35 protein-coding genes are annotated in these 21,743 nt (G+C 35.7%); 1 reads left to right on the forward strand and 34 read right to left on the reverse strand.

Going from position 1 to position 21,743, the window contains the following annotated elements:
* Positions 1-100: 100 nt before the first annotated feature.
* From eno to rpsL, 34 genes are all read right to left on the reverse strand, one after another.
* On the reverse strand, positions 101-1,393 hold the full coding sequence (gene eno, locus ACS8MM_RS07310; protein WP_379714769.1) for a phosphopyruvate hydratase: 1,293 nt from the start codon (positions 1,391-1,393) through the stop codon (positions 101-103).
* A gap of 100 nt (positions 1,394-1,493) precedes the next feature.
* Positions 1,494-2,603: a glutamine-hydrolyzing carbamoyl-phosphate synthase small subunit gene (gene carA, locus ACS8MM_RS07315; RefSeq protein ID WP_379714771.1), complete on the reverse strand. Its 1,110-nt coding sequence runs from the start codon at positions 2,601-2,603 to the stop codon at positions 1,494-1,496.
* 85 nt (positions 2,604-2,688) lie between these two features.
* Entirely contained in the window at positions 2,689-3,171 is a 483-nt protein-coding gene (gene rplQ, locus ACS8MM_RS07320) for a 50S ribosomal protein L17 (RefSeq protein WP_379714773.1), read from the reverse strand.
* 63 nt (positions 3,172-3,234) lie between these two features.
* The gene (locus ACS8MM_RS07325) at positions 3,235-4,227 is read right to left on the reverse strand and encodes a DNA-directed RNA polymerase subunit alpha (protein ID WP_250592551.1); all 993 of its coding nucleotides are present in this window, start codon (positions 4,225-4,227) and stop codon (positions 3,235-3,237) included.
* A 23-nt stretch (positions 4,228-4,250) separates the two neighbouring features.
* Positions 4,251-4,856, reverse strand: coding sequence for a 30S ribosomal protein S4 (rpsD, locus tag ACS8MM_RS07330; protein WP_379714775.1), 606 nt, complete (start codon positions 4,854-4,856; stop codon positions 4,251-4,253).
* A gap of 85 nt (positions 4,857-4,941) precedes the next feature.
* Positions 4,942-5,325: a 30S ribosomal protein S11 gene (gene rpsK, locus ACS8MM_RS07335; protein WP_073311682.1), complete on the reverse strand. Its 384-nt coding sequence runs from the start codon at positions 5,323-5,325 to the stop codon at positions 4,942-4,944.
* An 11-nt stretch (positions 5,326-5,336) separates the two neighbouring features.
* On the reverse strand, positions 5,337-5,711 hold the full coding sequence (gene rpsM / locus ACS8MM_RS07340) for a 30S ribosomal protein S13 (protein WP_073311683.1): 375 nt from the start codon (positions 5,709-5,711) through the stop codon (positions 5,337-5,339).
* A gap of 2 nt (positions 5,712-5,713) precedes the next feature.
* Positions 5,714-5,830 carry a type B 50S ribosomal protein L36 gene (gene ykgO / locus ACS8MM_RS07345; RefSeq protein WP_002987490.1) on the reverse strand — a complete coding sequence of 39 codons (117 nt, stop codon included), beginning with the start codon at positions 5,828-5,830 and terminating at the stop codon, positions 5,714-5,716.
* A gap of 10 nt (positions 5,831-5,840) precedes the next feature.
* Positions 5,841-6,056: a translation initiation factor IF-1 gene (gene infA / locus ACS8MM_RS07350; RefSeq protein ID WP_007136545.1), complete on the reverse strand. Its 216-nt coding sequence runs from the start codon at positions 6,054-6,056 to the stop codon at positions 5,841-5,843.
* A 1-nt stretch (position 6,057) separates the two neighbouring features.
* Positions 6,058-7,404: a preprotein translocase subunit SecY gene (secY, locus tag ACS8MM_RS07355; protein WP_379714778.1), complete on the reverse strand. Its 1,347-nt coding sequence runs from the start codon at positions 7,402-7,404 to the stop codon at positions 6,058-6,060.
* Between the two features lie 13 nt (positions 7,405-7,417).
* Positions 7,418-7,870 (reverse strand): 50S ribosomal protein L15, encoded by a 453-nt coding sequence (gene rplO / locus ACS8MM_RS07360; RefSeq protein ID WP_250596755.1) that lies wholly within the window; start codon positions 7,868-7,870, stop codon positions 7,418-7,420.
* Positions 7,871-7,882: 12 nt separating this feature from the next.
* Positions 7,883-8,065 carry a 50S ribosomal protein L30 gene (gene rpmD, locus ACS8MM_RS07365; RefSeq protein WP_379714780.1) on the reverse strand — a complete coding sequence of 61 codons (183 nt, stop codon included), beginning with the start codon at positions 8,063-8,065 and terminating at the stop codon, positions 7,883-7,885.
* 12 nt (positions 8,066-8,077) lie between these two features.
* Positions 8,078-8,602 (reverse strand): 30S ribosomal protein S5, encoded by a 525-nt coding sequence (gene rpsE / locus ACS8MM_RS07370; RefSeq protein ID WP_250596759.1) that lies wholly within the window; start codon positions 8,600-8,602, stop codon positions 8,078-8,080.
* A gap of 6 nt (positions 8,603-8,608) precedes the next feature.
* Complete coding sequence (gene rplR / locus ACS8MM_RS07375; RefSeq protein ID WP_379714782.1) at positions 8,609-8,962, reverse strand: 50S ribosomal protein L18; 354 nt, start codon at positions 8,960-8,962, stop codon at positions 8,609-8,611.
* Between the two features lie 11 nt (positions 8,963-8,973).
* Positions 8,974-9,519: a 50S ribosomal protein L6 gene (gene rplF, locus ACS8MM_RS07380; protein ID WP_379714785.1), complete on the reverse strand. Its 546-nt coding sequence runs from the start codon at positions 9,517-9,519 to the stop codon at positions 8,974-8,976.
* A 14-nt stretch (positions 9,520-9,533) separates the two neighbouring features.
* Positions 9,534-9,932 (reverse strand): 30S ribosomal protein S8, encoded by a 399-nt coding sequence (gene rpsH / locus ACS8MM_RS07385; protein ID WP_379714788.1) that lies wholly within the window; start codon positions 9,930-9,932, stop codon positions 9,534-9,536.
* 108 nt (positions 9,933-10,040) lie between these two features.
* Entirely contained in the window at positions 10,041-10,310 is a 270-nt protein-coding gene (rpsN, locus tag ACS8MM_RS07390; RefSeq protein ID WP_250592562.1) for a 30S ribosomal protein S14, read from the reverse strand.
* Between the two features lie 3 nt (positions 10,311-10,313).
* On the reverse strand, positions 10,314-10,865 hold the full coding sequence (gene rplE / locus ACS8MM_RS07395; RefSeq protein WP_379714792.1) for a 50S ribosomal protein L5: 552 nt from the start codon (positions 10,863-10,865) through the stop codon (positions 10,314-10,316).
* A 2-nt stretch (positions 10,866-10,867) separates the two neighbouring features.
* The gene (gene rplX, locus ACS8MM_RS07400) at positions 10,868-11,182 is read right to left on the reverse strand and encodes a 50S ribosomal protein L24 (RefSeq protein WP_250592564.1); all 315 of its coding nucleotides are present in this window, start codon (positions 11,180-11,182) and stop codon (positions 10,868-10,870) included.
* 12 nt (positions 11,183-11,194) lie between these two features.
* Positions 11,195-11,563, reverse strand: coding sequence for a 50S ribosomal protein L14 (gene rplN, locus ACS8MM_RS07405; RefSeq protein ID WP_250596765.1), 369 nt, complete (start codon positions 11,561-11,563; stop codon positions 11,195-11,197).
* Positions 11,564-11,565: 2 nt separating this feature from the next.
* Positions 11,566-11,823 (reverse strand): 30S ribosomal protein S17, encoded by a 258-nt coding sequence (rpsQ, locus tag ACS8MM_RS07410; RefSeq protein WP_073311703.1) that lies wholly within the window; start codon positions 11,821-11,823, stop codon positions 11,566-11,568.
* Between the two features lie 15 nt (positions 11,824-11,838).
* Positions 11,839-12,030, reverse strand: coding sequence for a 50S ribosomal protein L29 (gene rpmC, locus ACS8MM_RS07415; protein WP_250592565.1), 192 nt, complete (start codon positions 12,028-12,030; stop codon positions 11,839-11,841).
* Between the two features lie 11 nt (positions 12,031-12,041).
* Positions 12,042-12,467 carry a 50S ribosomal protein L16 gene (rplP, locus tag ACS8MM_RS07420; protein ID WP_250596768.1) on the reverse strand — a complete coding sequence of 142 codons (426 nt, stop codon included), beginning with the start codon at positions 12,465-12,467 and terminating at the stop codon, positions 12,042-12,044.
* Between the two features lie 18 nt (positions 12,468-12,485).
* Positions 12,486-13,226 carry a 30S ribosomal protein S3 gene (gene rpsC / locus ACS8MM_RS07425; RefSeq protein WP_250596770.1) on the reverse strand — a complete coding sequence of 247 codons (741 nt, stop codon included), beginning with the start codon at positions 13,224-13,226 and terminating at the stop codon, positions 12,486-12,488.
* 5 nt (positions 13,227-13,231) lie between these two features.
* Entirely contained in the window at positions 13,232-13,642 is a 411-nt protein-coding gene (rplV, locus tag ACS8MM_RS07430) for a 50S ribosomal protein L22 (protein WP_073311708.1), read from the reverse strand.
* 8 nt (positions 13,643-13,650) lie between these two features.
* Complete coding sequence (gene rpsS / locus ACS8MM_RS07435) at positions 13,651-13,929, reverse strand: 30S ribosomal protein S19 (RefSeq protein WP_073311710.1); 279 nt, start codon at positions 13,927-13,929, stop codon at positions 13,651-13,653.
* Positions 13,930-13,935: 6 nt separating this feature from the next.
* Positions 13,936-14,760: a 50S ribosomal protein L2 gene (gene rplB / locus ACS8MM_RS07440; RefSeq protein ID WP_379714799.1), complete on the reverse strand. Its 825-nt coding sequence runs from the start codon at positions 14,758-14,760 to the stop codon at positions 13,936-13,938.
* 10 nt (positions 14,761-14,770) lie between these two features.
* On the reverse strand, positions 14,771-15,061 hold the full coding sequence (rplW, locus tag ACS8MM_RS07445; RefSeq protein WP_379714801.1) for a 50S ribosomal protein L23: 291 nt from the start codon (positions 15,059-15,061) through the stop codon (positions 14,771-14,773).
* 6 nt (positions 15,062-15,067) lie between these two features.
* Positions 15,068-15,697, reverse strand: a complete 630-nt coding sequence (gene rplD, locus ACS8MM_RS07450) for a 50S ribosomal protein L4 (RefSeq protein WP_379714803.1) — start codon at positions 15,695-15,697, stop codon at positions 15,068-15,070.
* Complete coding sequence (gene rplC / locus ACS8MM_RS07455; protein WP_250596775.1) at positions 15,697-16,314, reverse strand: 50S ribosomal protein L3; 618 nt, start codon at positions 16,312-16,314, stop codon at positions 15,697-15,699. Before rplC ends, rplD begins: the two co-directional genes overlap by 1 nt.
* Positions 16,315-16,428: 114 nt before the next feature.
* Complete coding sequence (rpsJ, locus tag ACS8MM_RS07460; protein WP_073311719.1) at positions 16,429-16,734, reverse strand: 30S ribosomal protein S10; 306 nt, start codon at positions 16,732-16,734, stop codon at positions 16,429-16,431.
* An 11-nt stretch (positions 16,735-16,745) separates the two neighbouring features.
* Positions 16,746-18,890, reverse strand: a complete 2,145-nt coding sequence (gene fusA / locus ACS8MM_RS07465) for an elongation factor G (RefSeq protein ID WP_379714806.1) — start codon at positions 18,888-18,890, stop codon at positions 16,746-16,748.
* Positions 18,891-18,900: 10 nt separating this feature from the next.
* The gene (rpsG, locus tag ACS8MM_RS07470; RefSeq protein WP_250592574.1) at positions 18,901-19,377 is read right to left on the reverse strand and encodes a 30S ribosomal protein S7; all 477 of its coding nucleotides are present in this window, start codon (positions 19,375-19,377) and stop codon (positions 18,901-18,903) included.
* Positions 19,378-19,403: 26 nt separating this feature from the next.
* On the reverse strand, positions 19,404-19,787 hold the full coding sequence (gene rpsL, locus ACS8MM_RS07475) for a 30S ribosomal protein S12 (RefSeq protein ID WP_073311722.1): 384 nt from the start codon (positions 19,785-19,787) through the stop codon (positions 19,404-19,406).
* Between the two features lie 168 nt (positions 19,788-19,955).
* On the opposite strand from rpsL, the gene ACS8MM_RS07480 reads away from it, so the two are divergent.
* The gene (locus ACS8MM_RS07480) at positions 19,956-21,623 is read left to right on the forward strand and encodes a hypothetical protein (RefSeq protein WP_379714808.1); all 1,668 of its coding nucleotides are present in this window, start codon (positions 19,956-19,958) and stop codon (positions 21,621-21,623) included.
* Positions 21,624-21,743 lie beyond the last annotated feature (120 nt).

The following is a 21,743-nucleotide window of genomic DNA, read 5'->3' on the forward strand; positions in this document are numbered from 1 at the left end:
GCAGTAAGTTCGCTATTCTAAAAATATAAATTAACAAGACTTTATAAAATAACGAAGCCCAATATCTACTATTGGGCTTCTCTGTATTAAAAAAAATAAATTATTTCACTTTAAAAGCTCTTGCTCCTGGGAAATAAGCCACATCACCTAATTCTTCTTCAATGCGCAATAATTGGTTGTATTTAGACATACGGTCAGAGCGAGAAGCCGAGCCTGTTTTTATTTGACCACAGTTTAGTGCAACAGCCAAATCAGCAATAGTATTGTCTTCTGTTTCACCAGAACGGTGTGACATTACCGAGGTATACCCTGCATTATGTGCCATATTTACAGCTGCAATGGTTTCTGTCAACGTACCGATTTGATTTACTTTAATCAAGATAGAATTCGCAATACCTTCATTGATACCTCTTGACAAACGCTCTACATTCGTTACGAATAAATCATCACCTACCAATTGTACTTTATCGCCAATTTTCTCTGTTAAGTATTTCCAACCAGCCCAATCATCTTCATACATACCGTCTTCGATTGATACGATTGGGTATTTAGAAGCCAATTCTGCTAAATAATCTGCTTGTTCTTCAGACGTTCTTACCTTACCGGTTGCACCTTCAAACTTCGTATAATCGTATTTTCCGTTTACATAAAATTCAGAAGCAGCACAGTCTAAAGCGATTTTAATATCCTCACCGAAAACATAACCCGCATTTTCCACTGCTAATTTGATTGAATCCAAAGCATCTTCAGTACCACCAGCCAAGTTTGGTGCAAAACCACCTTCGTCACCCACTGCAGTAGACAAGTTACGGTCGTGTAATACTTTTTTAAGGTTATGGAAAATTTCCGTACCCATTTGCATAGCATGTGTAAAAGATGTTGCTTTTACCGGCATGATCATGAACTCCTGAAAAGCAATAGGCGCATCAGAATGCGAACCGCCGTTGATGATGTTCATCATTGGCACAGGTAATGTATTTCCAGAAACACCACCGACATAGCGATATAAAGGCAAGCCTAATTCGTTTGCAGCCGCTTTGGCAACAGCCAAAGAAACGCCTAAAATAGCGTTTGCCCCCAGTTTTGATTTGTTTGGCGTACCATCCAAATCAATCATGATTTTATCGATTAGGTTTTGTTCGAAAACGGAAGTTCCCAACAAAGCTTCAGCAATCGTTGTATTTACGTTTTCAACTGCTTTTAAAACCCCTTTACCCATGAACGCTTTACCGCCATCGCGCAACTCAACTGCTTCATGTTCTCCGGTTGATGCTCCGGAAGGAACGGCAGCACGGCCTAAAACGCCACTATCTGTTACTACATCAACTTCTACTGTAGGATTACCTCTAGAATCAAGAATTTGTCTTGCATGTATTTTTATGATGATACTCATACTCTTGTCTTTTTAATTTTATTTTTTGAATGAAATACAAATTTATCCAATCTGTACAAATGACAATCTTTAAAATTTGAATATTATTAACGATAACGTTTTAGTTCTTAGATGATTTGATGTTTTCAATAAACTGGTCGAACAAATACGATGAATCGTGTGGACCTGGGCTTGCTTCAGGATGATATTGTACTGAAAAACAATTTTTATTTTTCATGCGCATTCCGGCAACCGTTCCGTCATTTAAGTGCAGGTGTGTTATTTCCAATTCCGGGTGATTATCCAATTGTTCTTTGTTTACTGCAAATCCGTGATTTTGCGAAGTAATTTCACCTTTTCCACTCAATAAATTTTTAACTGGGTGATTAATTCCTCGGTGACCGTTAAACATTTTATAGGTAGAAACACCGTTTGCCAAAGCAATTACCTGATGTCCTAAACAAATTCCAAACAACGGATGATTGTTGTCGATAATTTCTTTTGCTACTTCAATAGCGCTTTCTAGAGGATCTGGATCACCAGGACCATTGGACAAGAAATATCCATCAGGGTTGAATGCTTTTAAATCGGCATAAGAAGCGTTGAAAGGAAAAACCTTGATATAGCAATCTCTTTTAGCCAAATTTCTCAGGATATTTTCTTTGATCCCTAAATCCAGTGCCGAAATTTTGTAAGTAGCTTTCTCATCACCATAAAAATAAGGTTCTTTGGTAGATACTTTAGAAGCCAATTCCAAACCATTCATATCCGGTACATTAGCTAACAAGGCTTTTAATTCTTCAATCGGAGTTCCATCAGTACAGATAACTGCATTTTGTGCACCATTATCACGGATGTATGACACTAAAGCTCTTGTATCCACATCAGAAATACAGATTAAGTTTTCTTTTTGAAAATAGTCAAATAAGTTACTTTCAGAGTCAGGTCTTGAATGAAAAGTGGAGAACTTTTTACAAACCAGTCCTGCTATTTTAATGGAATCTGATTCAACTTCATTTACATTTATACCATAATTACCAATATGAGCATTGGTTGTTACCATGATTTGCCCGAAGTAAGAAGGATCAGTAAAGATTTCCTGATATCCTGTTGTTCCGGTATTAAAACAAACTTCTCCGAAAGTTTTCCCAGAAATTCCGATAGACTTTCCGTGAAAGATTGTACCATCAGCAAGTAATAGAATTGCAGCTTGTGTTGTTGTGTGTTGCATTGTAGTTTAAAGTTTTGCAAATTTATTCAAAAAAAAAGGATAAACTAAAAAGTTTATCCTTAATATTTATGAAGTAAGATTCATATTATTCAGCGCTTTCAGAAGATTCTTCAGTAGCAGGAGCTTCAGCAGCAGATTCAGCTTTTTTAGCTTTTCCACCACGACGGCTTTTTGCTTTTTTCACTTCTTTTTTACCACCGTTGTATAGCTCGTTGAAATCCACTAATTCGATCATCGCCATATCAGCGTTATCTCCTAAACGGTTTCCTAACTTGATAATACGAGTGTAACCACCTGGACGATCACCTACTTTAGCAGCTACATCTCTGAATAAATCAGTTACAGCATATTTGCTTTTTAAGTATGCGAATACGATACGACGGTTGTGAGTAGTATCTTCTTTTGACTTAGTAATAAGCGGCTCAACAAATTGTTTAAGCGCTTTAGCCTTAGCAACTGTAGTGTTAATACGTTTGTGCTCGATAAGAGAACAAGCCATATTAGCCAACATAGCTTTTCTATGTCCAGTTTGTCTGCTTAGGTGATTGAATTTTTTTCCGTGTCTCATGTGACGTTTTATTAAACCTTCATCTTGCTACTATCCTCTTTGGAGAGCAAAATATGAAGTAAATTATTCTTTATCTAACTTATATTTTGACAAGTCCATTCCGAATGTTAAATTCTTGTTGGCAACTAATTCATCAAGCTCAGTTAATGATTTTTTACCGAAGTTACGGAACTTCATTAAGTCATTTTTATTAAACGATACTAGGTCGCCCAACGTATCAACTTCAGCAGCTTTTAAGCAATTTAATGCTCTTACTGATAAGTCCATATCAACAAGCTTAGTTTTAAGCAATTGTCTCATATGTAATGACTCTTCATCGTAAGATTCAGTTTGAGCAATCTCATCAGCCTCTAATGTAATTCTCTCATCAGAGAATAACATAAAGTGGTGAATTAATACTTTAGCAGCTTCTGTTAGAGCATCTTTTGGATGGATAGAACCATCAGTTTTAATTTCAAAAACCAATTTTTCGTAATCCGTTTTTTGCTCTACACGGAAGTTTTCGATAGCATACTTCACGTTCTTTACCGGAGTAAAGATTGAATCTGTAAAGATCGTACCAATTGCAGCATTTTGTTTTTTATTCTCTTCTGCAGGTACATATCCTCTACCTTTTTCGATAGTAATTTCCATATTAAGGTTTACTTTACTATCTAAATTACAAATTACCAATTCCGGGTTTAACACTTGGAAACCAGACATGAATTTTTGGAAATCTCCAGCAGTAACTTGATCTTTTCCTGTGATTGATATTGTCACAGCTTCGTTATCGATATCTTCAATTTGACGTTTTAAACGTACTTGTTTCAGATTAAGGATAATTTCGGTAACATCTTCAACAACACCGGAAATAGTAGAGAATTCGTGATCAACACCTTCAATGCGTACAGATGTGATAGCATAACCTTCCAATGCTGAAAGTAAAACTCTTCTAAGTGCGTTACCAACAGTCAATCCGTAACCTGGTTCAAGAGGTCTGAATTCGAATTTTCCTTCGAAGTCAGTAGAATCGATCATGATAACTTTATCGGGCTTTTGAAAATTAAATATTGCCATAAATTTTCGACTGATGTCAATTATTATTTGTTGTACAATTCGACGATTAGTTGTTCTTTAATGTTCTCAGTGATTTGGATTCTTGCTGGAACAGATACGAAAGTACCTTCTTTAGTATCATTATTCCAAGTAATCCACTCATACACTTGAGAAGCACCAGCTAAAGAACGTTCGATAGCCTCTAATGATTTAGATTTTTCACGAACAGCAACTTTGTCACCAGGTTTTAAATGGTAAGAAGGAACGTTAACCAATTCACCATTTACAGTAATATGTCTGTGAGTTACGATTTGACGTGCAGCTCTTCTTGACGGAGCGATACCCATTCTGTAAACTACGTTATCTAAACGAGCTTCACATAATTGTAAAAGGATTTCACCTGTTACACCTTTAGAAGCAGCCGCTTTTTCGAATAAGTTTCTGAATTGTTTTTCTAAAATACCGTAAGTATATTTAGCTTTTTGCTTTTCCATTAACTGGATTGCATATTCAGATTTTTTACCTCTCTTTTTAGCTAAACCATGTTGCCCTGGAGGGTAATTTCTTTTTTCGAAGGCTTTATCATCTCCGAAGATTGCTTCGCCAAACTTACGAGCAATTTTTGTTTTTGGACCAGTATATCTTGCCATTTTAAAAATTTTTAAGGTAGAGATTATGAATTCAGGTCAGTATCCTCCGATAATCTATATTCTACCTAGTTATACTTAAATTAAATTAAACTCTACGTCTTTTTGGAGGACGACATCCGTTGTGTGGAAGTGGAGTAACGTCGATTATTTCAGTTACTTCGATTCCTGAATTGTGGATAGATCTGATAGCAGATTCTCTTCCGTTTCCAGGACCTTTCACAAAAACTTTCACCTTTTTAAGTCCAGCTTCTAATGCTACTTTTGAACAATCTTCAGCGGCCATTTGAGCTGCATACGGAGTATTCTTTTTAGAACCTCTGAAGCCCATTTTACCAGCAGATGACCATGATACAACTTCACCTTTCTTGTTAGTTAACGAGATGATGATGTTGTTAAAAGTTGCACTAATATGCGCTTCTCCTGTCGACTCAACGATAACTTTACGTTTTTTTGTGCTTGTCTTAGCCATATTACTACTTATTATTTAGTTGCTTTTTTCTTGTTAGCAACAGTTTTTCTTTTACCTTTTCTAGTTCTAGAATTGTTTTTAGTTCTTTGTCCTCTTAATGGAAGACCAGCTCTATGACGGATTCCTCTGTAGCATCCGATATCCATTAAACGCTTAATGTTTAATGAAGTTTCAGAACGCAATTCACCTTCAATTTTGTAGTATGAAACTGCGTCACGGATTGCTCCAATTTCGTCGTCATTCCAGTCTTGAACTTTTTTGTCTTGACTTACTTGAGCTTTTTCTAAGATCTCGATAGCTCTGCTTTTTCCAATTCCGAAGATATATGTCAAAGCGATAACTCCTCTTTTGTTTTTAGGTATATCTACCCCTGCTATTCTTGCCATAATTATCCTTGTCTTTGTTTAAATCTAGGATTCTTTTTGTTAATAACGTATAATCTTCCTTTTCTACGTACGATAATGCACTCGGCACTACGTTTTTTTACTGATGCTCTTACTTTCATTTTAGTAGCTTTAGTATCTATAAGTAATTCTTGCTTTGGATAAATCGTAAGGACTCATTTCTAGTTTCACTTTATCACCTGGTAATAATTTGATGTAATGCATACGCATTTTTCCAGAAATGTGAGCAATTACGATATGCCCATTTTCTAACTCAACACGGAACATCGCATTTGACAATGCTTCAATAATTGATCCGTCTTGTTCTATTGCTGATTGTTTTGCCATATTAAGCTATTGCTTTTCTGTTTTTACCACTTTTCATTAAACCATCATAATGTTTATTCAACAAGTATGAATTGATTTGTTGAATCGTATCGATTGCAACTCCAACCAAAATTAACAATGATGTACCTCCGAAGAACAATCCCCATTGTGCTTGTACATTTAAAACACTTACTACAACTGCTGGGAACACAGCAAGGAAAGCAAGGAATAAAGCTCCAGGGAAAGTAATTAAAGACATCACTCTATCCAAAAAGTCTGCAGTTTCTACACCAGGCTTAACACCAGGAATAAAACCACCACTTCTTTTTAAATCATCAGCCATCTTATTAGTAGGGATGGTAATTGCGGTGTAAAAGTACGTAAAAATTACGATTAACGACGCAAATAACAAATTATACTCCCATCCAAAAATATTTTGAAATCTTGTACTAATAGTTTGAGCAGTTTCTGAAGATGATAAACCAGCAACAGCTGCAGGAATAAACATAATAGCCTGTGCAAAAATGATAGGCATAACTCCAGAAGCGTTTAATTTTAGTGGAATAAACTGGCGATTACCCCCCATTAAGTCTTGCTCCACATCACCAGAAACGGTGCGACGCGCATACTGAACCGGTACTCTACGAACAGCCATTGTCATCAATATACAAGCGATTATCACAAGCAACCAAATAATTATCTCAAAAACCAATTTCATTGGTCCACCGTTATTTTCAGAAATAACAGACGAAAATTCTTGGGTAAAAGCCTGTGGTAGTCTTGCAACGATACCAACTAAAATCAATAACGATATACCGTTTCCGATACCTTTATCTGTAATTTTTTCACCTAACCACATTGCAAAAATTGTACCTGTAGTTAAGATCAATACAGAAGAGAATAAGAAAGCAAATGAATTGAATCCTAATAAGAAAGCATCACCAGGTAAAGTTCTGTACAAGTTATAAATATAACCAGGACCTTGAACTAAAGTAATACCAATAGTCAACCATCTTGTAATTTGGTTCATTTTTTTTCTTCCACTTTCACCTTCTTTTTGTAACTTTTGTAAATAAGGAATCGCAATTCCCATTAACTGCACTACAATTGAAGCTGAAATATAAGGCATAATACCCAAGGCAAACACTGAAGCCTGTGAAAATGCACCACCTGTGAAAACGTCAATTAACCAACCAATACCTTTTTCAGTTTGATCAGTTAACCCTTGTAATTTAGTAGCGTCGATTCCCGGCAATGTTACCTGAGCACCAAAACGATAAACCAACAGAAATCCTAATGTAATTAGGATTCTGTTTCTTAGTTCCTCAATTTTCCAAACGTTTTGTAACGATTCAATAAATTTCTTCATCGTGTTCAGAAAATTATAATTCTATAGCTTCACCACCAGCAGCTTCGATAGCGGCTTTAGCAGTAGCTGTGAATTTGTGTGCACTTACTTTTAATTTTGCTTTAAGCTCACCTCTACCTAAAATTTTAACAACTTCAGTTTTAGTAGCTAAACGGTTTTCTACGAAAGTAGTGAAATCTACAGTATCTGTAGCCAAACCGTTATCAACTAGAGCTTGTAATGTATCAAGATTTACACCTTGGTACTCTACTCTGTTGATATTTTTGAAACCAAATTTAGGAACACGTCTTTGAAGCGGCATCTGACCTCCTTCAAATCCAATCTTTTTAGAATAACCAGAACGAGACTTAGCTCCTTTGTGACCACGTGCAGCAGTACCACCTTTACCAGAACCTTCTCCTCTACCTACTCTTTTATTTTGATTGTGTGTTGACCCTTCAGCTGGCTGTAAATTACTTAAATTCATAACAGTTATTTGTTATTTAGCTTCTTCTACAGAAACCAAGTGTTTAACTTTATTTACCATTCCAAGGATAGCAGGATTTGCATCGTGCTCAACAACATGTCCTATTCTACGTAAACCTAAAGAGGCTAAAACTCTTTTTTGGTTTTCCGGACAGTTGATTTTGCTTCTTACTTGTTTTACTTTAATCTTTGCCATAATTTCCTTGAATTAACCTTTGAATACTTTCTCTAAAGATACTCCTCTTTGTTTAGCAACAGTAACTGCGCTTCTCATTTGTAATAAAGCATCGAAAGTTGCTTTTACCACATTGTGAGGGTTTGAAGATCCTTGAGATTTTGATAATACATCGTGAATACCTACAGATTCAAGTACTGAACGTACAGCACCACCAGCAATTACTCCGGTACCATGAGATGCAGGCATTAAGAATACTCTTGCTCCACCAAATTTACCTTTTTGCTCGTGAGGCACAGATTGTCCACTTAAAGGAATTCTAACTAAGTTTTTCTTTGCATCTTCTACTGCCTTAGCAATAGCTTCAGAAACATCCTTAGATTTTCCTAGTCCATGACCAACAACTCCGTTCTCATCACCTACTACTACAATTGCAGAAAAACCGAACGCTCTACCACCTTTTGTAACTTTAGTAACACGATTTACACTAACTAAACGGTCTTTTAATTCAAGACCACTTGGTTTTACTAACTCTACGTTTTTATAATTATGATACATAATTTCTTAGAATTTTAATCCAGCTGCTCTCGCACCTTCTGCTAATGATTGAACACGACCGTGATATAAATATCCGCCTCTATCAAATGTAACATTTTCGATACCTGCTTTTAAAGCTTTTTCAGCAACTAATTTTCCAACTGCAGTAGCAACTTCGATTTTAGTTCCTTTAGTATCTACACCTTTCTCACGAGAAGAAGCGGCTAACAATGTAACACCATTCACATCATCTATAAGCTGAGCATAGATTTCTTTGTTACTTCTGAATACAGATAAACGAGGTCTTGCAGCAGTTCCGCTTACAATTTTTCTAATTCTGTACTGTATTCTTTGTCTTCTATCAGATTTTGTTAATGACATACTCTCAAATTTTAAGCTGATTTACCTGCTTTTCTTCTTAATACTTCACCCACAAACTTAATACCTTTTCCTTTGTACGGTTCTGGCTTACGGAAACCTCTGATTTTCGCAGCAACTTGACCTAAAAGTTGTTTGTCGTATGATGTTAATTTTACGATAGGGTTTTTACCTTTTTCAGAAATTGTTTCTACAACAACTTCAGGCGCAACCTCTAAAACGATATTGTGAGAATATCCCAAAGCCAAATCAAGTTTGTTTCCTTGATTAGAAGCTCTGTAACCTACACCCACAAGTTCTAATTCTTTAGTAAAACCAGTAGATACACCAGTAATCATGTTATTGATTAAAGCTCTATACAAACCATGTTGAGCTCTTTCTTCTTTGCTATCGGCAGCTCTTGTAACAAGAACTTGATTTTCTTCAACAGTTACAGTTACATTGTTTGTAAACTCTTGAGAAAGTTGCCCTAGTTTTCCTTTCACTGTAATTACAGCACCGTTAACTTCAACAGTTACGCCAGCTGGAATTGCAATTGGATTTTTACCTATTCTTGACATTTCTTATCTCTTTTTTAGTATACGTAACAAATTACTTCACCACCAACATTCAATTGTTTCGCTTGTTTTCCTGTCATAACTCCTTTAGAAGTTGACACGATAGCAATACCCAAACCATTTAAAATTCTTGGCAATTTAGCTGCACCTGCGTACTTACGTAAACCTGGTTTACTAATTCTTTGAATATCTTTAATTACTGGCTCTTTAGTATCTTTATCATACTTAAGAGCAATTTTGATAGTACCTTGTACAGTACTATCTTCGAACTTGTAGCTAAGGATGTAACCTTGATCGAATAAGATTTTTGTGATTTCTTTCTTCAAGTTAGATGCTGGAATTTCAACCACTTTGTGGTTTGCCATAACTGCATTTCTAACTCTCGTAAGATAATCCGCAATTGGATCTGTATACATTATAAACAAAATTGTGGTTATGGTTTTCAACTCACCCTCAGTGAGTTGAACCTTTAACCTATTAAACTTTAATATTTTAAGTTTGCAAATATAATACTTTTTTGCAAACTACCAAGAAGCTTTTTTAACTCCTGGAATCAATCCTTGGTTAGCCATCTCACGGAATGTTACACGTGAGATACCGAATTGACGCATATACCCTCTTGGTCTACCTGTTAATTTACAACGATTGTGTAAACGAACTGGTGAAGCATTTTTCGGTAATTTTTGTAAAGCAGCGTAATCTCCAGCTTCCAATAAAGCTTTTCTTTTCTCTGCATATTTTTCTACCGTTTTTTGTCTTTTCACCTCGCGGGCTTTCATTGATTCTTTAGCCATGTCTTAATTCTTTTTAAAAGGTAAACCTAATTGAGCTAATAATGATTTTGCTTCTTTATCTGTTTCTGCAGATGTTACAAAAGTAATATCCATACCAGAAATTTTATTCACTTTATCGATATCGATTTCAGGGAAGATAATTTGCTCAAGAACTCCAAGATTGTAATTTCCTCTACCGTCGAAACCTGTAGATTTAATTCCGTTAAAGTCTCTTACACGTGGTAAAGATGCAGTGATCAATCTGTCTAAGAATTCATACATTCTCTCTCCACGTAAAGTTACTTTAGCACCAATTGGCATTCCTTTTCTCAATTTGAAAGACGCAACGTCCTTTTTAGAGATCGTAGCTACTGCTTTTTGACCAGTAATCTTTGTCAATTCTTCAACAGCGTAATCGATAAGTTTTTTATCAGATACAGCCGCTCCAACTCCTTTACTCAAAACGATTTTTTCCAATTTTGGAACTTGCATTACGTTTTTGTAACCGAATTCTTCTGTAAGAGCAGAAATGATTCTACTCTTATATTCTTCTTTAAGTCTAGGTATATAAGCCATTACTATAATACTTGATTAGATTTTTTTGAAAATCTTACTTTCTTATCTCCTTCTACCTTGAATCCAACTTTAGTTGCTTCTTTCGATTTAGGATCGATTAAAGACAAGTTAGAAATATGCATAGGAGCTTCTTTCTTAACGATTCCACCTTGAGGATTTTTAGCACTTGGCTTAGTGTGTTTAGACACCATATTTACTCCCTCAACTACCGCTTTGTTTTTCTCACGATATACACGCAAAACTTTACCTTCAGCACCTTTGTGGTCACCTGCGATAACTTTTACGATATCACCTGATTTTATTTTTAGCTTTATCATTGTAAATAATAATTAAAGCACTTCTGGTGCTAATGATACAATTTTCATGAATTGTTTTTCACGAAGTTCTCTAGCTACTGGTCCGAATACACGAGTTCCTCTCATCTCACCTGCTGCATTTAACAATACACAAGCGTTATCATCGAAACGGATGTATGAACCATCAGCTCTTCTTACTTCTTTTTTAGTTCTAACAACAACTGCAGTTGAAACCGCACCTTTCTTAACGTTTCCGTTAGGGGTTGCATCTTTGATAGCTACTACAATTTTGTCTCCAACAGAGGCATAACGACGTTTCGTTCCTCCAAGCACACGGATAGTTAAAACTTCTTTAGCTCCCGTGTTATCTGCTACTCTTAATCTTGATTCTTGTTGTACCATAATTATTTAGCTCTTTCAATGATTTCAACTAATCTCCAACATTTTGATTTAGATAAAGGTCTTGTTTCCATGATCTTTACTGTATCACCGATGTTACAGTCGTTTGTTTCGTCGTGTGCAACATATTTCTTAGTTTTTAACACGAACTTACCATATAATGGGTGTTTTACTCTAGTTACTTGAGAAACAACAATAGACTTATCCATTTTGTTAGAAGTAACAACACCAATTCTTTCTTTTCTTAAATTTCTTTTTTCCATCTTTTCAGCTGAATATTATTGAAGCTCTCTTTTAGTTAATTCAGTTGCAATTCTTGCCACTGAACGTCTAAGACTTCTAATTTGAAGTGGATTCTCGATTGGAGAAATAGCATGAGCAATTGTTAGGTCGGCATAAGTCTTTTTTAATTGAACTAGCTTCTCTTGTAACTCAGCTGCAGATAGATTTTTAATTTCTGATTGTTTCATAATCTTATTTATTATGCTTCGAAATCTCTAGCAACGACGAATTTAGTTTTTACTGGTAATTTTTGAGCAGCAAGACGTAACGCCTCTTTTGCAACAGCTAGTGGCACACCACCTACCTCAAACATAATTCTTCCTGGTTTAACAACAGCAGCCCAGTATTCAACTGCACCTTTACCTTTACCCATACGTACTTCAAGAGGTTTCTTAGTAATTGGCTTGTCCGGGAAAATTTTAATCCATAATTGTCCTTCACGTTTCATGTAACGAGTAGCTGCAATACGAGCTGCTTCGATTTGACGAGACGTTAAAAACATACCATCTTCATGTACAGATTTAATTCCAAACATTCCATTTGAAAGTTCATGACCTCTATTAGAGTTCCCTTTCATTCTACCTTTTTGTACCTTACGGTATTTTGTTCTTTTAGGCTGTAACATTTTTCTTTAATTTAAAAATTACTTTCTTTTACGAGCTCCAGGTTTACCGTTTGATTTTCCACCACGTGGAGCATCACCACCTTTACCAGCTGCAGATTTTTTATCCATACCTACAAGCGGAGAAAGATCTCTCTTTCCGTAAACCTCACCTTTCATGATCCAAACTTTAACACCCATTCTACCATAAGTAGTGTGTGCTTCAGCTAAAGCATAATCGATGTCTGCTCTGAAAGTTGATAGAGGAATTCTTCCTTCTTTGAAATTTTCAGAACGTGCCATTTCAGCACCATTCAAACGTCCAGAAATCATAACTTTGATTCCTTCTGCATTCATTCTCATAGACGCTGCAATTGCCATTTTGATAGCTCTTCTGTATGAAATACGGCTTTCAATTTGACGACAGATACTATTTGCAACTAAATATGCATCTAATTCAGGTCTTTTGATTTCAAAGATGTTAATTTGAACCTCTTTGTCAGTAATTTTCTTAAGTTCTTCTTTCAACTTGTCTACCTCTTGTCCACCTTTTCCGATAATGATACCAGGTCTAGCAGTAGTGATAGTAACGGTTACAAGTTTTAAAGTTCTCTCGATGATTACTTTAGATACACTAGCTTTTGATAAACGAGCATGAATGTACTTTCTGATTTTGTAGTCTTCGGCGATTTTATCACCGTAGTCATTACCACCATACCAGTTAGAATCCCATCCTCTGATGATACCAAGGCGATTTCCGATTGGATTTGTCTTTTGTCCCATCTTTATTAATTGCTTTGTGTGTTATTAATAGCCCCTAACACGATTGTTACGTGGTTTGAACGCTTTCTAATTCTGTGTGCACGACCTTGTGGAGCTGGACGAAGTCTTTTTAACATCATACCACCATCAACTTTGATCTCTTTTACGAATAAGCCTGCTTCAGCAACATTACCTTCACTATTTTTTTGCTCCCAGTTATTGATTGCAGATAATAATAGTTTCTCTAATTTTCTTGAAGCTTCTTTTTGACTAAATCTTAATATATTTAGTGCATTCTCAACTTTCTGACCTCTTACCAAGTCTGCTACTAAGCGCATTTTTCTAGGTGAAGTAGGGCAGTTATTCAATTTAGCAAACGCCAAAGACTTGTTAGCCTCTTTTCTTGCTTCTGCCGTTTCTCTTTTACGAACTCCCATGTCTTCTTTTATTTTTTACCTTTATTTTTAGCTCCAGCGTGACCTCTAAAAGATCTAGTTGGTGAAAACTCACCCAACTTGTGTCCTACCATGTTTTCAGTAACATATACCGGAACAAATTGACGACCGTTGTGAACTGCAATTGTTTGTCCTACGAAATCTGGCGTAATCATAGAAGCTCTAGACCAAGTCTTAACAACTCCTTTATTTCCACCTTCGATATTTTCTTGTACTTTCTTCTCTAATTTATAGTGTACGAAAGGTCCTTTTTTTAATGAACGTGCCATATCTTATTATTTCTTTCTACGTTCTACAATATACTTGTTGCTCGGGTTTTGTTTAGCACGGGTTCTGTAACCTTTAGCTGGTAAACCTTTTCTTGAACGTGGGTGACCTCCAGATGAACGTCCTTCACCACCTCCCATAGGGTGATCAACAGGGTTCATAGCTACCGGTCTCGTTCTAGGTCTTCTACCTAACCATCTAGATCTACCTGCTTTACCAGATACGATCAATTGGTGATCAGAGTTAGAAACTGCACCAATTGTTGCAGAACATGTTAACAAAATAAGTCTAGTTTCTCCAGAAGGCATTTTGATAGTAGCATATTTACCATCACGAGCCATTAACTGTGCGAATGTACCTGCAGAACGAGCGATAACCGCACCTTGACCTGGACGTAATTCGATACAAGAAATAACTGTACCTAGAGGAATTTTACTTAATGGCATGGTGTTACCAATTTCCGGAGCTGCATCAGCACCAGATACCACTTTTTGACCTACTTGTAAACCATTTTGAGCAATGATATACGTTTTCTCACCATCAGCATAAGCCAATAACGCGATAAAAGCAGTTCTGTTTGGATCATATTCAATCGATTTCACTGTAGCTGGAATACCAACTTTAGTTCTTTTGAAATCAACGATACGATATCTTTGTTTGTGACCACCGCCTGTATAACGCATGGTCATCTTTCCTTGACTATTTCTACCTCCTGAGTTTTTTTTCGGTGCGATTAATGAACGCTCCGGCTTATCAGTTGTAATAGCGTCAAAACCATTAACAACTCTAAAACGCTGACCCGGGGTAATAGGTTTTAATTTTCTTACTGACATCTTATTTTACTTAGATATTGTTGTAAAAATCTATTGTTTCTCCTTCTTGTACTTGAACAATTGCTTTTTTGTAAGCATTCGTTTTTCCTGAAATCATACCACTTTTCGTGTATTTAGTTGTACGATCAGGACGTACGTTCATTGTATTAACTTCTACAACAGTAACTCCATAAGCAGCTTCTACAGCTTTCTTAATTTGCACTTTGTTTGCTTTCTTGTCTACAACGAAACCAAAACGGTTGAATAATTCTCCGTCTTTAGTTACTTTTTCTGTAACGATAGGTTTAATAATGATACTCATGGCCTATTATTTGCTTAAATTTTCTTCAATTCCTTCTAAAGATCCCTCTAAAAGAACTAAATTATTTGCGTTTAATATCGCATAAGTACTTAATTCTGAATTAGTTACCACAGAAGAACCTTTTAAATTACGAGATGACAAATATACATTTTTATTTGCATCACCTAATACGAATAAAGATTTTTTGTTTTCTAATCCTAACGCTTTCAATACGTTAATGAAATTTTTAGTACTTGGAGCTTCAAAGTTGAAGTCTTCTACTACGATTAAATTTGAATCTTGCGCTTTTAATGTCAAAGCTGATTTACGAGCCAAACGCTTTAAAGCTTTGTTCAATTTGAAAGAATAGCTTCTTGGTCTTGGACCAAAAACAGTTCCTCCTCCTTTAAACAAAGGACTCTTTTTAGATCCTGCACGAGCAGTACCTGTTCCTTTTTGCTTCTTGATTTTACGAGTACTACCAGCAACTTCAGCTCTTTCTTTAGATTTGTGAGTACCTTGTCTTTGATTAGCAAGATATTGCTTAACATCTAAGTAAACAGCGTGCTTGTTAGGCTCAATTGCGAAAACTGAATCAGAAAGTTGAACTTTTCTGCCAGTTTCTTTTCCGTTGATGTCTAAAACTTTTACTTCCATTACTTCTGAACGATTACATAAGAGTCTTTGTGACCAGGAACACATCCTTTAACAACAAGTAAGTTCTTTTCAGCAACTACTTTTAAAACTCTAAGATTTTGTACTTTTACATTATCTCCACCCATTCTTCCAGCCATACGCATTCCTTTGAATACTCTAGATGGATAAGATGAAGCTCCTACAGAACCAGGCGCTCTTAAACGGTTATGTTGACCATGAGTAGCTTGTCCAACACCACCAAAACCGTGACGTTTTACAACCCCTTGGAAACCTTTACCTTTAGAAACACCTTGAACATCTACAAACTCTCCTTCAGAGAATAGATCTACAGTGATTACATCACCTAATTTGTGCTCGTTTTCAAATCCTTGGAACTCAACAACTTTCTTCTTAGCAACAGTACCTGCTTTTTTGAAGTGACCTTCAGCAGCTTTTGTAGTGTGCTTTTCAGTTTTGTCATCGAAACCAAGCTGAAGAGCCTCATACCCGTCAACCTCATTGGTTCTGACTTGGGTAACTACACATGGACCCACTTCAATAACAGTACAAGGAATATTTTTCCCGTTCTCATCAAAGATGCTAGTCATGCCAATTTTTCTTCCGATTAACCCAGACATATTAAACTAATTATTAATTATTTATTAAAATTTTTATTTTTTGAGTGCGCAAAAGTAAGCATTATGTTTTGAATTTCAAAACATAATGCTTAAATATTTACTTTCAGTGATTTATCACACTTTGATTTCCACTTCAACTCCACTAGGTAACTCTAATTTCATTAGAGCATCGATAGTTTTTGAAGATGAAGAATAGATATCTAATAATCTTTTGTATGACATTACTTCAAATTGCTCTCTCGACTTCTTGTTAACGTGCGGAGAACGCAATACAGTAAAAATCTTTTTGTTTGTTGGCAATGGAATTGGACCAGTTACCACAGCTCCTGTACTCTTTACAGTTTTTACGATTTTCTCTGCTGATTTATCAACCAACATATGATCGTAAGATTTTAATTTTATTCTGATTTTTTGACTCATTTTCTTAAAAATTAAGCGTTACCTTTTGCTTTCTTAATTACCTCATCTGAAATATTAGATGGAGTTTGCTCATAGTGAGAGAATTCCATAGTTGAAGTAGCACGACCTGAAGATAAAGTTCTTAAAGTAGTTACATATCCAAACATTTCTGATAAAGGCACATTAGCTTTAATAGTTTTAGCACCAGCTCTATCACCCATGTCATTAACCTGACCGCGACGACGGTTCAAGTCACCTACGATATCACCCATGTTTTCTTCCGGAGTGATAACTTCGATTTTCATGATTGGCTCAAGAATTACAGCACCAGCAGCTTTAGCAACTTCTTTGTATCCCATCTTAGCTGCTAATTCGAATGATAATGCATCCGAATCCACCGCGTGGTAAGATCCATCCAATAAAGTTACTTTTAAGCTATCTACAGCGTATCCAGCCAAAGGTCCTGTTTTCATTGCTTCTCTGAATCCTTTTTCAACTGCAGGAACATACTCTTTCGGTACGTTACCACCTTTTACTTCATTCACGAAAGTTAAACCGATTGCACCAGCCTCAGCAGGCTCTAAACGGAAAACAATATCACCAAATTTACCACGTCCACCAGATTGTTTCTTATAAACTTCTCTGTGTTGTGCAGGCTTAGTGAAAGCTTCTTTGTACTCAACCTGAGGCTCACCTTGATTTACCTCAACTTTGAATTCACGTTTCATACGATCTACCAAGATATCCAAGTGAAGCTCACCCATACCAGAGATAATCGTTTGACCTGAAGCCTCGTCAGTTCTAACTGTAAACGTTGGATCTTCTTCAGCTAATTTAGCTAAAGCCATACCCATTTTATCTACGTCAGCTTTTGTTTTAGGCTCGATCGCGATACCAATTACCGGATCAGGGAATTTCATAGACTCAAGAATAATTGGGTGTTTTTCATCACACATTGTATCTCCAGTCTTGATATCTTTAAATCCAACTGCCGCTCCAATATCTCCAGCCTCAATATATTCGATTGGATTTTGTTTGTTAGCGTGCATTTGGTAGATACGAGAAATACGCTCTTTGTTTCCTGAACGTGTGTTCAAGATGTAAGAACCAGCATCTAAACGACCAGAATAAGCACGGAAGAAAGCTAAACGACCAACATAAGGGTCAGTAGCAATTTTAAATGCTAAAGCAGCAAACGGCTCTTTTACATCTGGACGACGTAAGATTTTAGTTTGATCTTCTTCCAATAAATCTTGGTCATCAGGGTGAATCCCCTCAATACCTTCTTTATCTAAAGGAGATGGTAAATATTTACATACTGCATCCAACATGAATTGAACACCTTTGTTTTTGAAAGATGAACCAGCAATCATAGGAATGATAGCCATATCAATAGTCGCAGCTCTTAATGCAGCGTTGATTTCGTCCTCAGTAATTGAGTTCTCATCTTCCATATATTTGTCAAGTAGATTTTCATCATACTCAGCAACTGCTTCAATTAAGATAGATCTGTATTCTTTTACCTCATCAACCATATCAGCAGGAATATCTACAATATCAAAAGTTGCCCCTTGAGTTGCATCATGCCAAATAATTGCTTGGTTTTTTACTAAGTCAACTACTCCTTTAAAATCGTTTTCCTCACCAATTGGTAAAGTAATTGCTACAGCGTTAGATTTTAACATATCTCTAACTTGTTGACAAACGTTTAAGAAGTTAGAACCTTGACGGTCCATTTTGTTAACGAATCCCATACGAGGAACTCTATATTGATCAGCAAGTCTCCAGTTAGTCTCTGACTGAGGCTCTACACCATCAACAGCAGAAAACAAGAATACCAAACCATCCAATACACGTAACGAACGGTTTACCTCTACAGTAAAGTCAACGTGCCCCGGAGTATCAATAATATTAAAGTGATATGGTTTTGAATCACCAATCAATTTACCTTGCTCAGTTGGGAAATTCCACTCACAAGTTGTAGCAGCAGAAGTAATTGTAATACCTCTCTCTTGCTCTTGTGCCATCCAGTCCATTGTTGCAGCACCATCGTGTACTTCACCAATTTTGTGTGATTTTCCTGTATAGAATAAGATACGTTCTGTAGTAGTAGTTTTTCCTGCATCAATGTGAGCAGCAATACCTATGTTTCTTGTGAATTTTAAATCTCTAGCCATTTCTTATGAATTAAAATCTAAAGTGAGAGAATGCTTTATTAGCATCTGCCATTTTGTGAGTATCCATTCTTTTCTTAACAGCTGCACCTTCTTCTTTAGCTGCTGCTAAAATTTCAGAAGCAAGTTTACCTGCCATAGATTTCTCATTTCTTTTTCTTGCATAAAGAATTAACCATTTCATCGCCATAGAAATTTTTCTATCTGGACGAATTTGCATTGGAATTTGAAAAGTAGCTCCACCTACACGGCGAGAACGTACTTCAACGTGAGGCATAACATTTGTTAATGCATCTTTCCAAAGTTCTAAAGCTGATTTTTCAGCATCTTGCTTTTTAGATTCTACGATATCCAATGCATCGTAAAATACTGCAAAAGCAGTCGATTTTTTACCATCCCACATTAAGTTATTCACAAAACGTGTTACTAATTGATCGTTAAATTTCGGATCTGGTAAAAGAGGTCTCTTTTTGGCCTGTCTTTTTCTCATGTCTTTTTCTTAAAAGTTTTTAAAAATTACTTTTTAGCGTCTTTAGGTCTCTTAGCACCATACTTAGATCTTCTTTGTGTTCTACCGTTAACACCGGCAGTATCCAAAGCACCACGAACGATGTGGTATCTAACTCCTGGTAAATCTTTTACCCTTCCGCCTCTAACTAATACTATCGAGTGCTCTTGTAGATTGTGTCCTTCTCCTGGGATGTAAGCATTCACTTCATTTCCATTTGTCAAACGTACACGCGCAACTTTACGCATTGCAGAGTTTGGTTTTTTTGGAGTAGTAGTGTAAACACGCGTACAAACACCTCTTCTTTGAGGACAAGAATCCAAAGCAGCCGATTTAGACTTCTTAGTCATTTGGGCTCTCCCTGTTCTTACTAATTGTTGAATTGTTGGCATAATTAAATACTAAAAATTACTTGTTTATAAAATCCCGCATTTTACGGGGTTGCAAATGTATATATTATTTTTGTAAAAACAAACTGTAATTTATTAATTTTCAGCACACTTATTTTTCAAGTACTGTTTCTAGTTTTTTTACGTTATTTTTATCGAAAAATATCTTCATTGCAGATCAAATTTTTAATTCTATTTCTCCTTTTCAGTTTCCAAAACACTTTTGGACAAGACTTCTTTTTCGTTATTACCTCCGAAAACACAATCGAAAATAAAAGCATAGACAGTATCGGTTATCAAAAAAAACACAACAATGTTAAATCGATTCTTGAAGAAGAAAAGAAATTCAAAACAAAGATTGCTAACCATGGTTTTTTTGAGTCTGAATTCAAAAAAATACAAAAAATAAACGATACCACTTTTCAAGTTTCAGTCGCTCTTGGCAGACAAACCACCTCTACTCATATCAAAATTGGGCAAAAAAACAGGGATGATAATCCTACAATTTTCAATGCGAATGAAGAGATGGTCAAAATTAAAACTTCAGACGTTGAAAATTATTTAAATCAGCTTTTATCACGATTTGAAAAAAACGGCTATGCACTTGTAAAACTTCGACTCATTAAACAAGAATTACAAGGAAACTCTCTTTATTGCGAATTAGAAATTACCAATGGAAAGATTCGCAAACTAGACCAAATCGTAATAAATGGATACGATAAATTCCCTAAAAGCCACACTAAAAACCTTGTTCGTATCTATCGCAATAAAATTTTCAATCAAGACAATCTAAAACAAGTTTACAATGATGTTTCAAAATTCCGATTTGTCAAACAAACTAAATTTCCTGAAATATTATTTACAAAAGACTCAACCAAAGCCTACGTGTATCTTGAAAAAAATAAAGCCAATTCTTTCGATGGATTTATCGGCTTCACCAATAACGAGCAAAAGAAAATAGTGTTCAGTGGTTATTTGGATCTACAATTGCAAAACTTAATGAATGGAGGAGAAAAAATCAACATTTTCTGGAAAAGTGATGGAAGCAATCAAAAAACATTCAATGCTTCTACCGAACTACCTTACATTTTCAAATCTCCCCTTGGTATAAAAGCACAACTCAACATATTCAAACAAGACACAATTTTTCAAAACACACAAACCAATCTCGATCTGGGGTATTATTTCAAATACAACACACGTGCCTATATCGGCTATCAAGAATCCGAATCCAGTGATATTCAAAACACAAACAGCACCACCCTTAGCGACTTTAGCAATCAGTTTTTAACAGTTCAACTGGAGCATTTCAATTACGACAACAATTCCTTTTTATTCCCAGAAAAAACTTCCATAAAAATTAAAGTCGGAACCGGAAAGAGAACTGCTGTCGAATTTCAAGACAATCAGTTTTTAGCCAAAGTTGACTTAGCCCACAATATATACCTGAATTCAAAAAATATTTTTTTTGCAAAAACCCAAAACGCTTATTTAAAAAGTAACCAATACCTTATTAATGAATTATTTCGTTTTGGCGGAATTAATTCCATTAGAGGTTTTAATGAAAATAGTCTTCAAGGCAATTTCTTTACATCCATTTTAACGGAATACCGCTATTTGGCTACTCCTAACCTTTATCTACATTCTATAATAGATTACGGCTATTTGCAAGACAAATCCACCAATCAAAACAACACACTTCTAGGCCTTGGATTCGGATTTGGCATGGCTACCAAAAACGGTTTATTCAATTTAGTTTACGCAAATGGAAGCACCAAAAATCAACCCATTAAACTTTCGAACTCTATAGTTCAAATTAGCTTTAAAACCAATTTCTAACCAACCTTCCACAACATTGATAGACTCTTGATTGCAGTTGGTAGTTGAAATTGTTTTCCTACAAAAACACTCTTTAATATTGTTTGATAAATAAAATATTTAAGCACTCATCTCAAATAA

The sequence above is a fragment of the Flavobacterium sp. MAHUQ-57 genome (genome assembly GCF_051908335.1).
Lineage (GTDB): Bacteria > Bacteroidota > Bacteroidia > Flavobacteriales > Flavobacteriaceae > Flavobacterium.

Bases quoted from the DNA above. Each gene is read 5' to 3' on its own strand.
- eno (WP_379714769.1), bottom strand. From the start codon at position 1,393: ATGAGTATCATCATAAAAATACATGCAAGACAAATTCTTGATTCTAGA.
- carA (WP_379714771.1), bottom strand. From the start codon at position 2,603: ATGCAACACACAACAACACAAGCTGCAATTCTATTACTTGCTGATGGT.
- rplQ (WP_379714773.1), bottom strand. From the start codon at position 3,171: ATGAGACACGGAAAAAAATTCAATCACCTAAGCAGACAAACTGGACAT.
- ACS8MM_RS07325 (WP_250592551.1), bottom strand. From the start codon at position 4,227: ATGGCAATATTTAATTTTCAAAAGCCCGATAAAGTTATCATGATCGAT.
- rpsD (WP_379714775.1), bottom strand. From the start codon at position 4,856: ATGGCAAGATATACTGGTCCAAAAACAAAAATTGCTCGTAAGTTTGGC.
- rpsK (WP_073311682.1), bottom strand. From the start codon at position 5,325: ATGGCTAAGACAAGCACAAAAAAACGTAAAGTTATCGTTGAGTCGACA.
- rpsM (WP_073311683.1), bottom strand. From the start codon at position 5,711: ATGGCAAGAATAGCAGGGGTAGATATACCTAAAAACAAAAGAGGAGTT.
- ykgO (WP_002987490.1), bottom strand. From the start codon at position 5,830: ATGAAAGTAAGAGCATCAGTAAAAAAACGTAGTGCCGAGTGCATTATC.
- infA (WP_007136545.1), bottom strand. From the start codon at position 6,056: ATGGCAAAACAATCAGCAATAGAACAAGACGGATCAATTATTGAAGCA.
- secY (WP_379714778.1), bottom strand. From the start codon at position 7,404: ATGAAGAAATTTATTGAATCGTTACAAAACGTTTGGAAAATTGAGGAA.
- rplO (WP_250596755.1), bottom strand. From the start codon at position 7,870: ATGAATTTAAGTAATTTACAGCCAGCTGAAGGGTCAACACACAATCAA.
- rpmD (WP_379714780.1), bottom strand. From the start codon at position 8,065: ATGGCAAAGATTAAAGTAAAACAAGTAAGAAGCAAAATCAACTGTCCG.
- rpsE (WP_250596759.1), bottom strand. From the start codon at position 8,602: ATGTATCATAATTATAAAAACGTAGAGTTAGTAAAACCAAGTGGTCTT.
- rplR (WP_379714782.1), bottom strand. From the start codon at position 8,962: ATGTCATTAACAAAATCTGATAGAAGACAAAGAATACAGTACAGAATT.
- rplF (WP_379714785.1), bottom strand. From the start codon at position 9,519: ATGTCAAGAATAGGTAAAAATCCAATTGCAATTCCAGCTGGCGTAACT.
- rpsH (WP_379714788.1), bottom strand. From the start codon at position 9,932: ATGTATACAGATCCAATTGCGGATTATCTTACGAGAGTTAGAAATGCA.
- rpsN (WP_250592562.1), bottom strand. From the start codon at position 10,310: ATGGCTAAAGAATCAATGAAAGCCCGCGAGGTGAAAAGACAAAAAACG.
- rplE (WP_379714792.1), bottom strand. From the start codon at position 10,865: ATGGCTTATATACCTAGACTTAAAGAAGAATATAAGAGTAGAATCATT.
- rplX (WP_250592564.1), bottom strand. From the start codon at position 11,182: ATGATAAAGCTAAAAATAAAATCAGGTGATATCGTAAAAGTTATCGCA.
- rplN (WP_250596765.1), bottom strand. From the start codon at position 11,563: ATGGTACAACAAGAATCAAGATTAAGAGTAGCAGATAACACGGGAGCT.
- rpsQ (WP_073311703.1), bottom strand. From the start codon at position 11,823: ATGGAAAAAAGAAATTTAAGAAAAGAAAGAATTGGTGTTGTTACTTCT.
- rpmC (WP_250592565.1), bottom strand. From the start codon at position 12,030: ATGAAACAATCAGAAATTAAAAATCTATCTGCAGCTGAGTTACAAGAG.
- rplP (WP_250596768.1), bottom strand. From the start codon at position 12,467: ATGTTACAGCCTAAAAGAACAAAATACCGTAAGGTACAAAAAGGTAGA.
- rpsC (WP_250596770.1), bottom strand. From the start codon at position 13,226: ATGGGACAAAAGACAAATCCAATCGGAAATCGCCTTGGTATCATCAGA.
- rplV (WP_073311708.1), bottom strand. From the start codon at position 13,642: ATGGGAGTTCGTAAAAGAGAAACGGCAGAAGCAAGAAAAGAGGCTAAC.
- rpsS (WP_073311710.1), bottom strand. From the start codon at position 13,929: ATGGCACGTTCATTAAAAAAAGGACCTTTCGTACACTATAAATTAGAG.
- rplB (WP_379714799.1), bottom strand. From the start codon at position 14,760: ATGTCAGTAAGAAAATTAAAACCTATTACCCCGGGTCAGCGTTTTAGA.
- rplW (WP_379714801.1), bottom strand. From the start codon at position 15,061: ATGAGTATCATTATTAAACCTATCGTTACAGAAAAAGTAACTAAAGAC.
- rplD (WP_379714803.1), bottom strand. From the start codon at position 15,697: ATGGAAGTAAAAGTTTTAGACATCAACGGAAAAGAAACTGGCAGAAAA.
- rplC (WP_250596775.1), bottom strand. From the start codon at position 16,314: ATGTCTGGGTTAATCGGAAGAAAAATTGGCATGACTAGCATCTTTGAT.
- rpsJ (WP_073311719.1), bottom strand. From the start codon at position 16,734: ATGAGTCAAAAAATCAGAATAAAATTAAAATCTTACGATCATATGTTG.
- fusA (WP_379714806.1), bottom strand. From the start codon at position 18,890: ATGGCTAGAGATTTAAAATTCACAAGAAACATAGGTATTGCTGCTCAC.
- rpsG (WP_250592574.1), bottom strand. From the start codon at position 19,377: ATGAGAAAAAGACAGGCCAAAAAGAGACCTCTTTTACCAGATCCGAAA.
- rpsL (WP_073311722.1), bottom strand. From the start codon at position 19,787: ATGCCAACAATTCAACAATTAGTAAGAACAGGGAGAGCCCAAATGACT.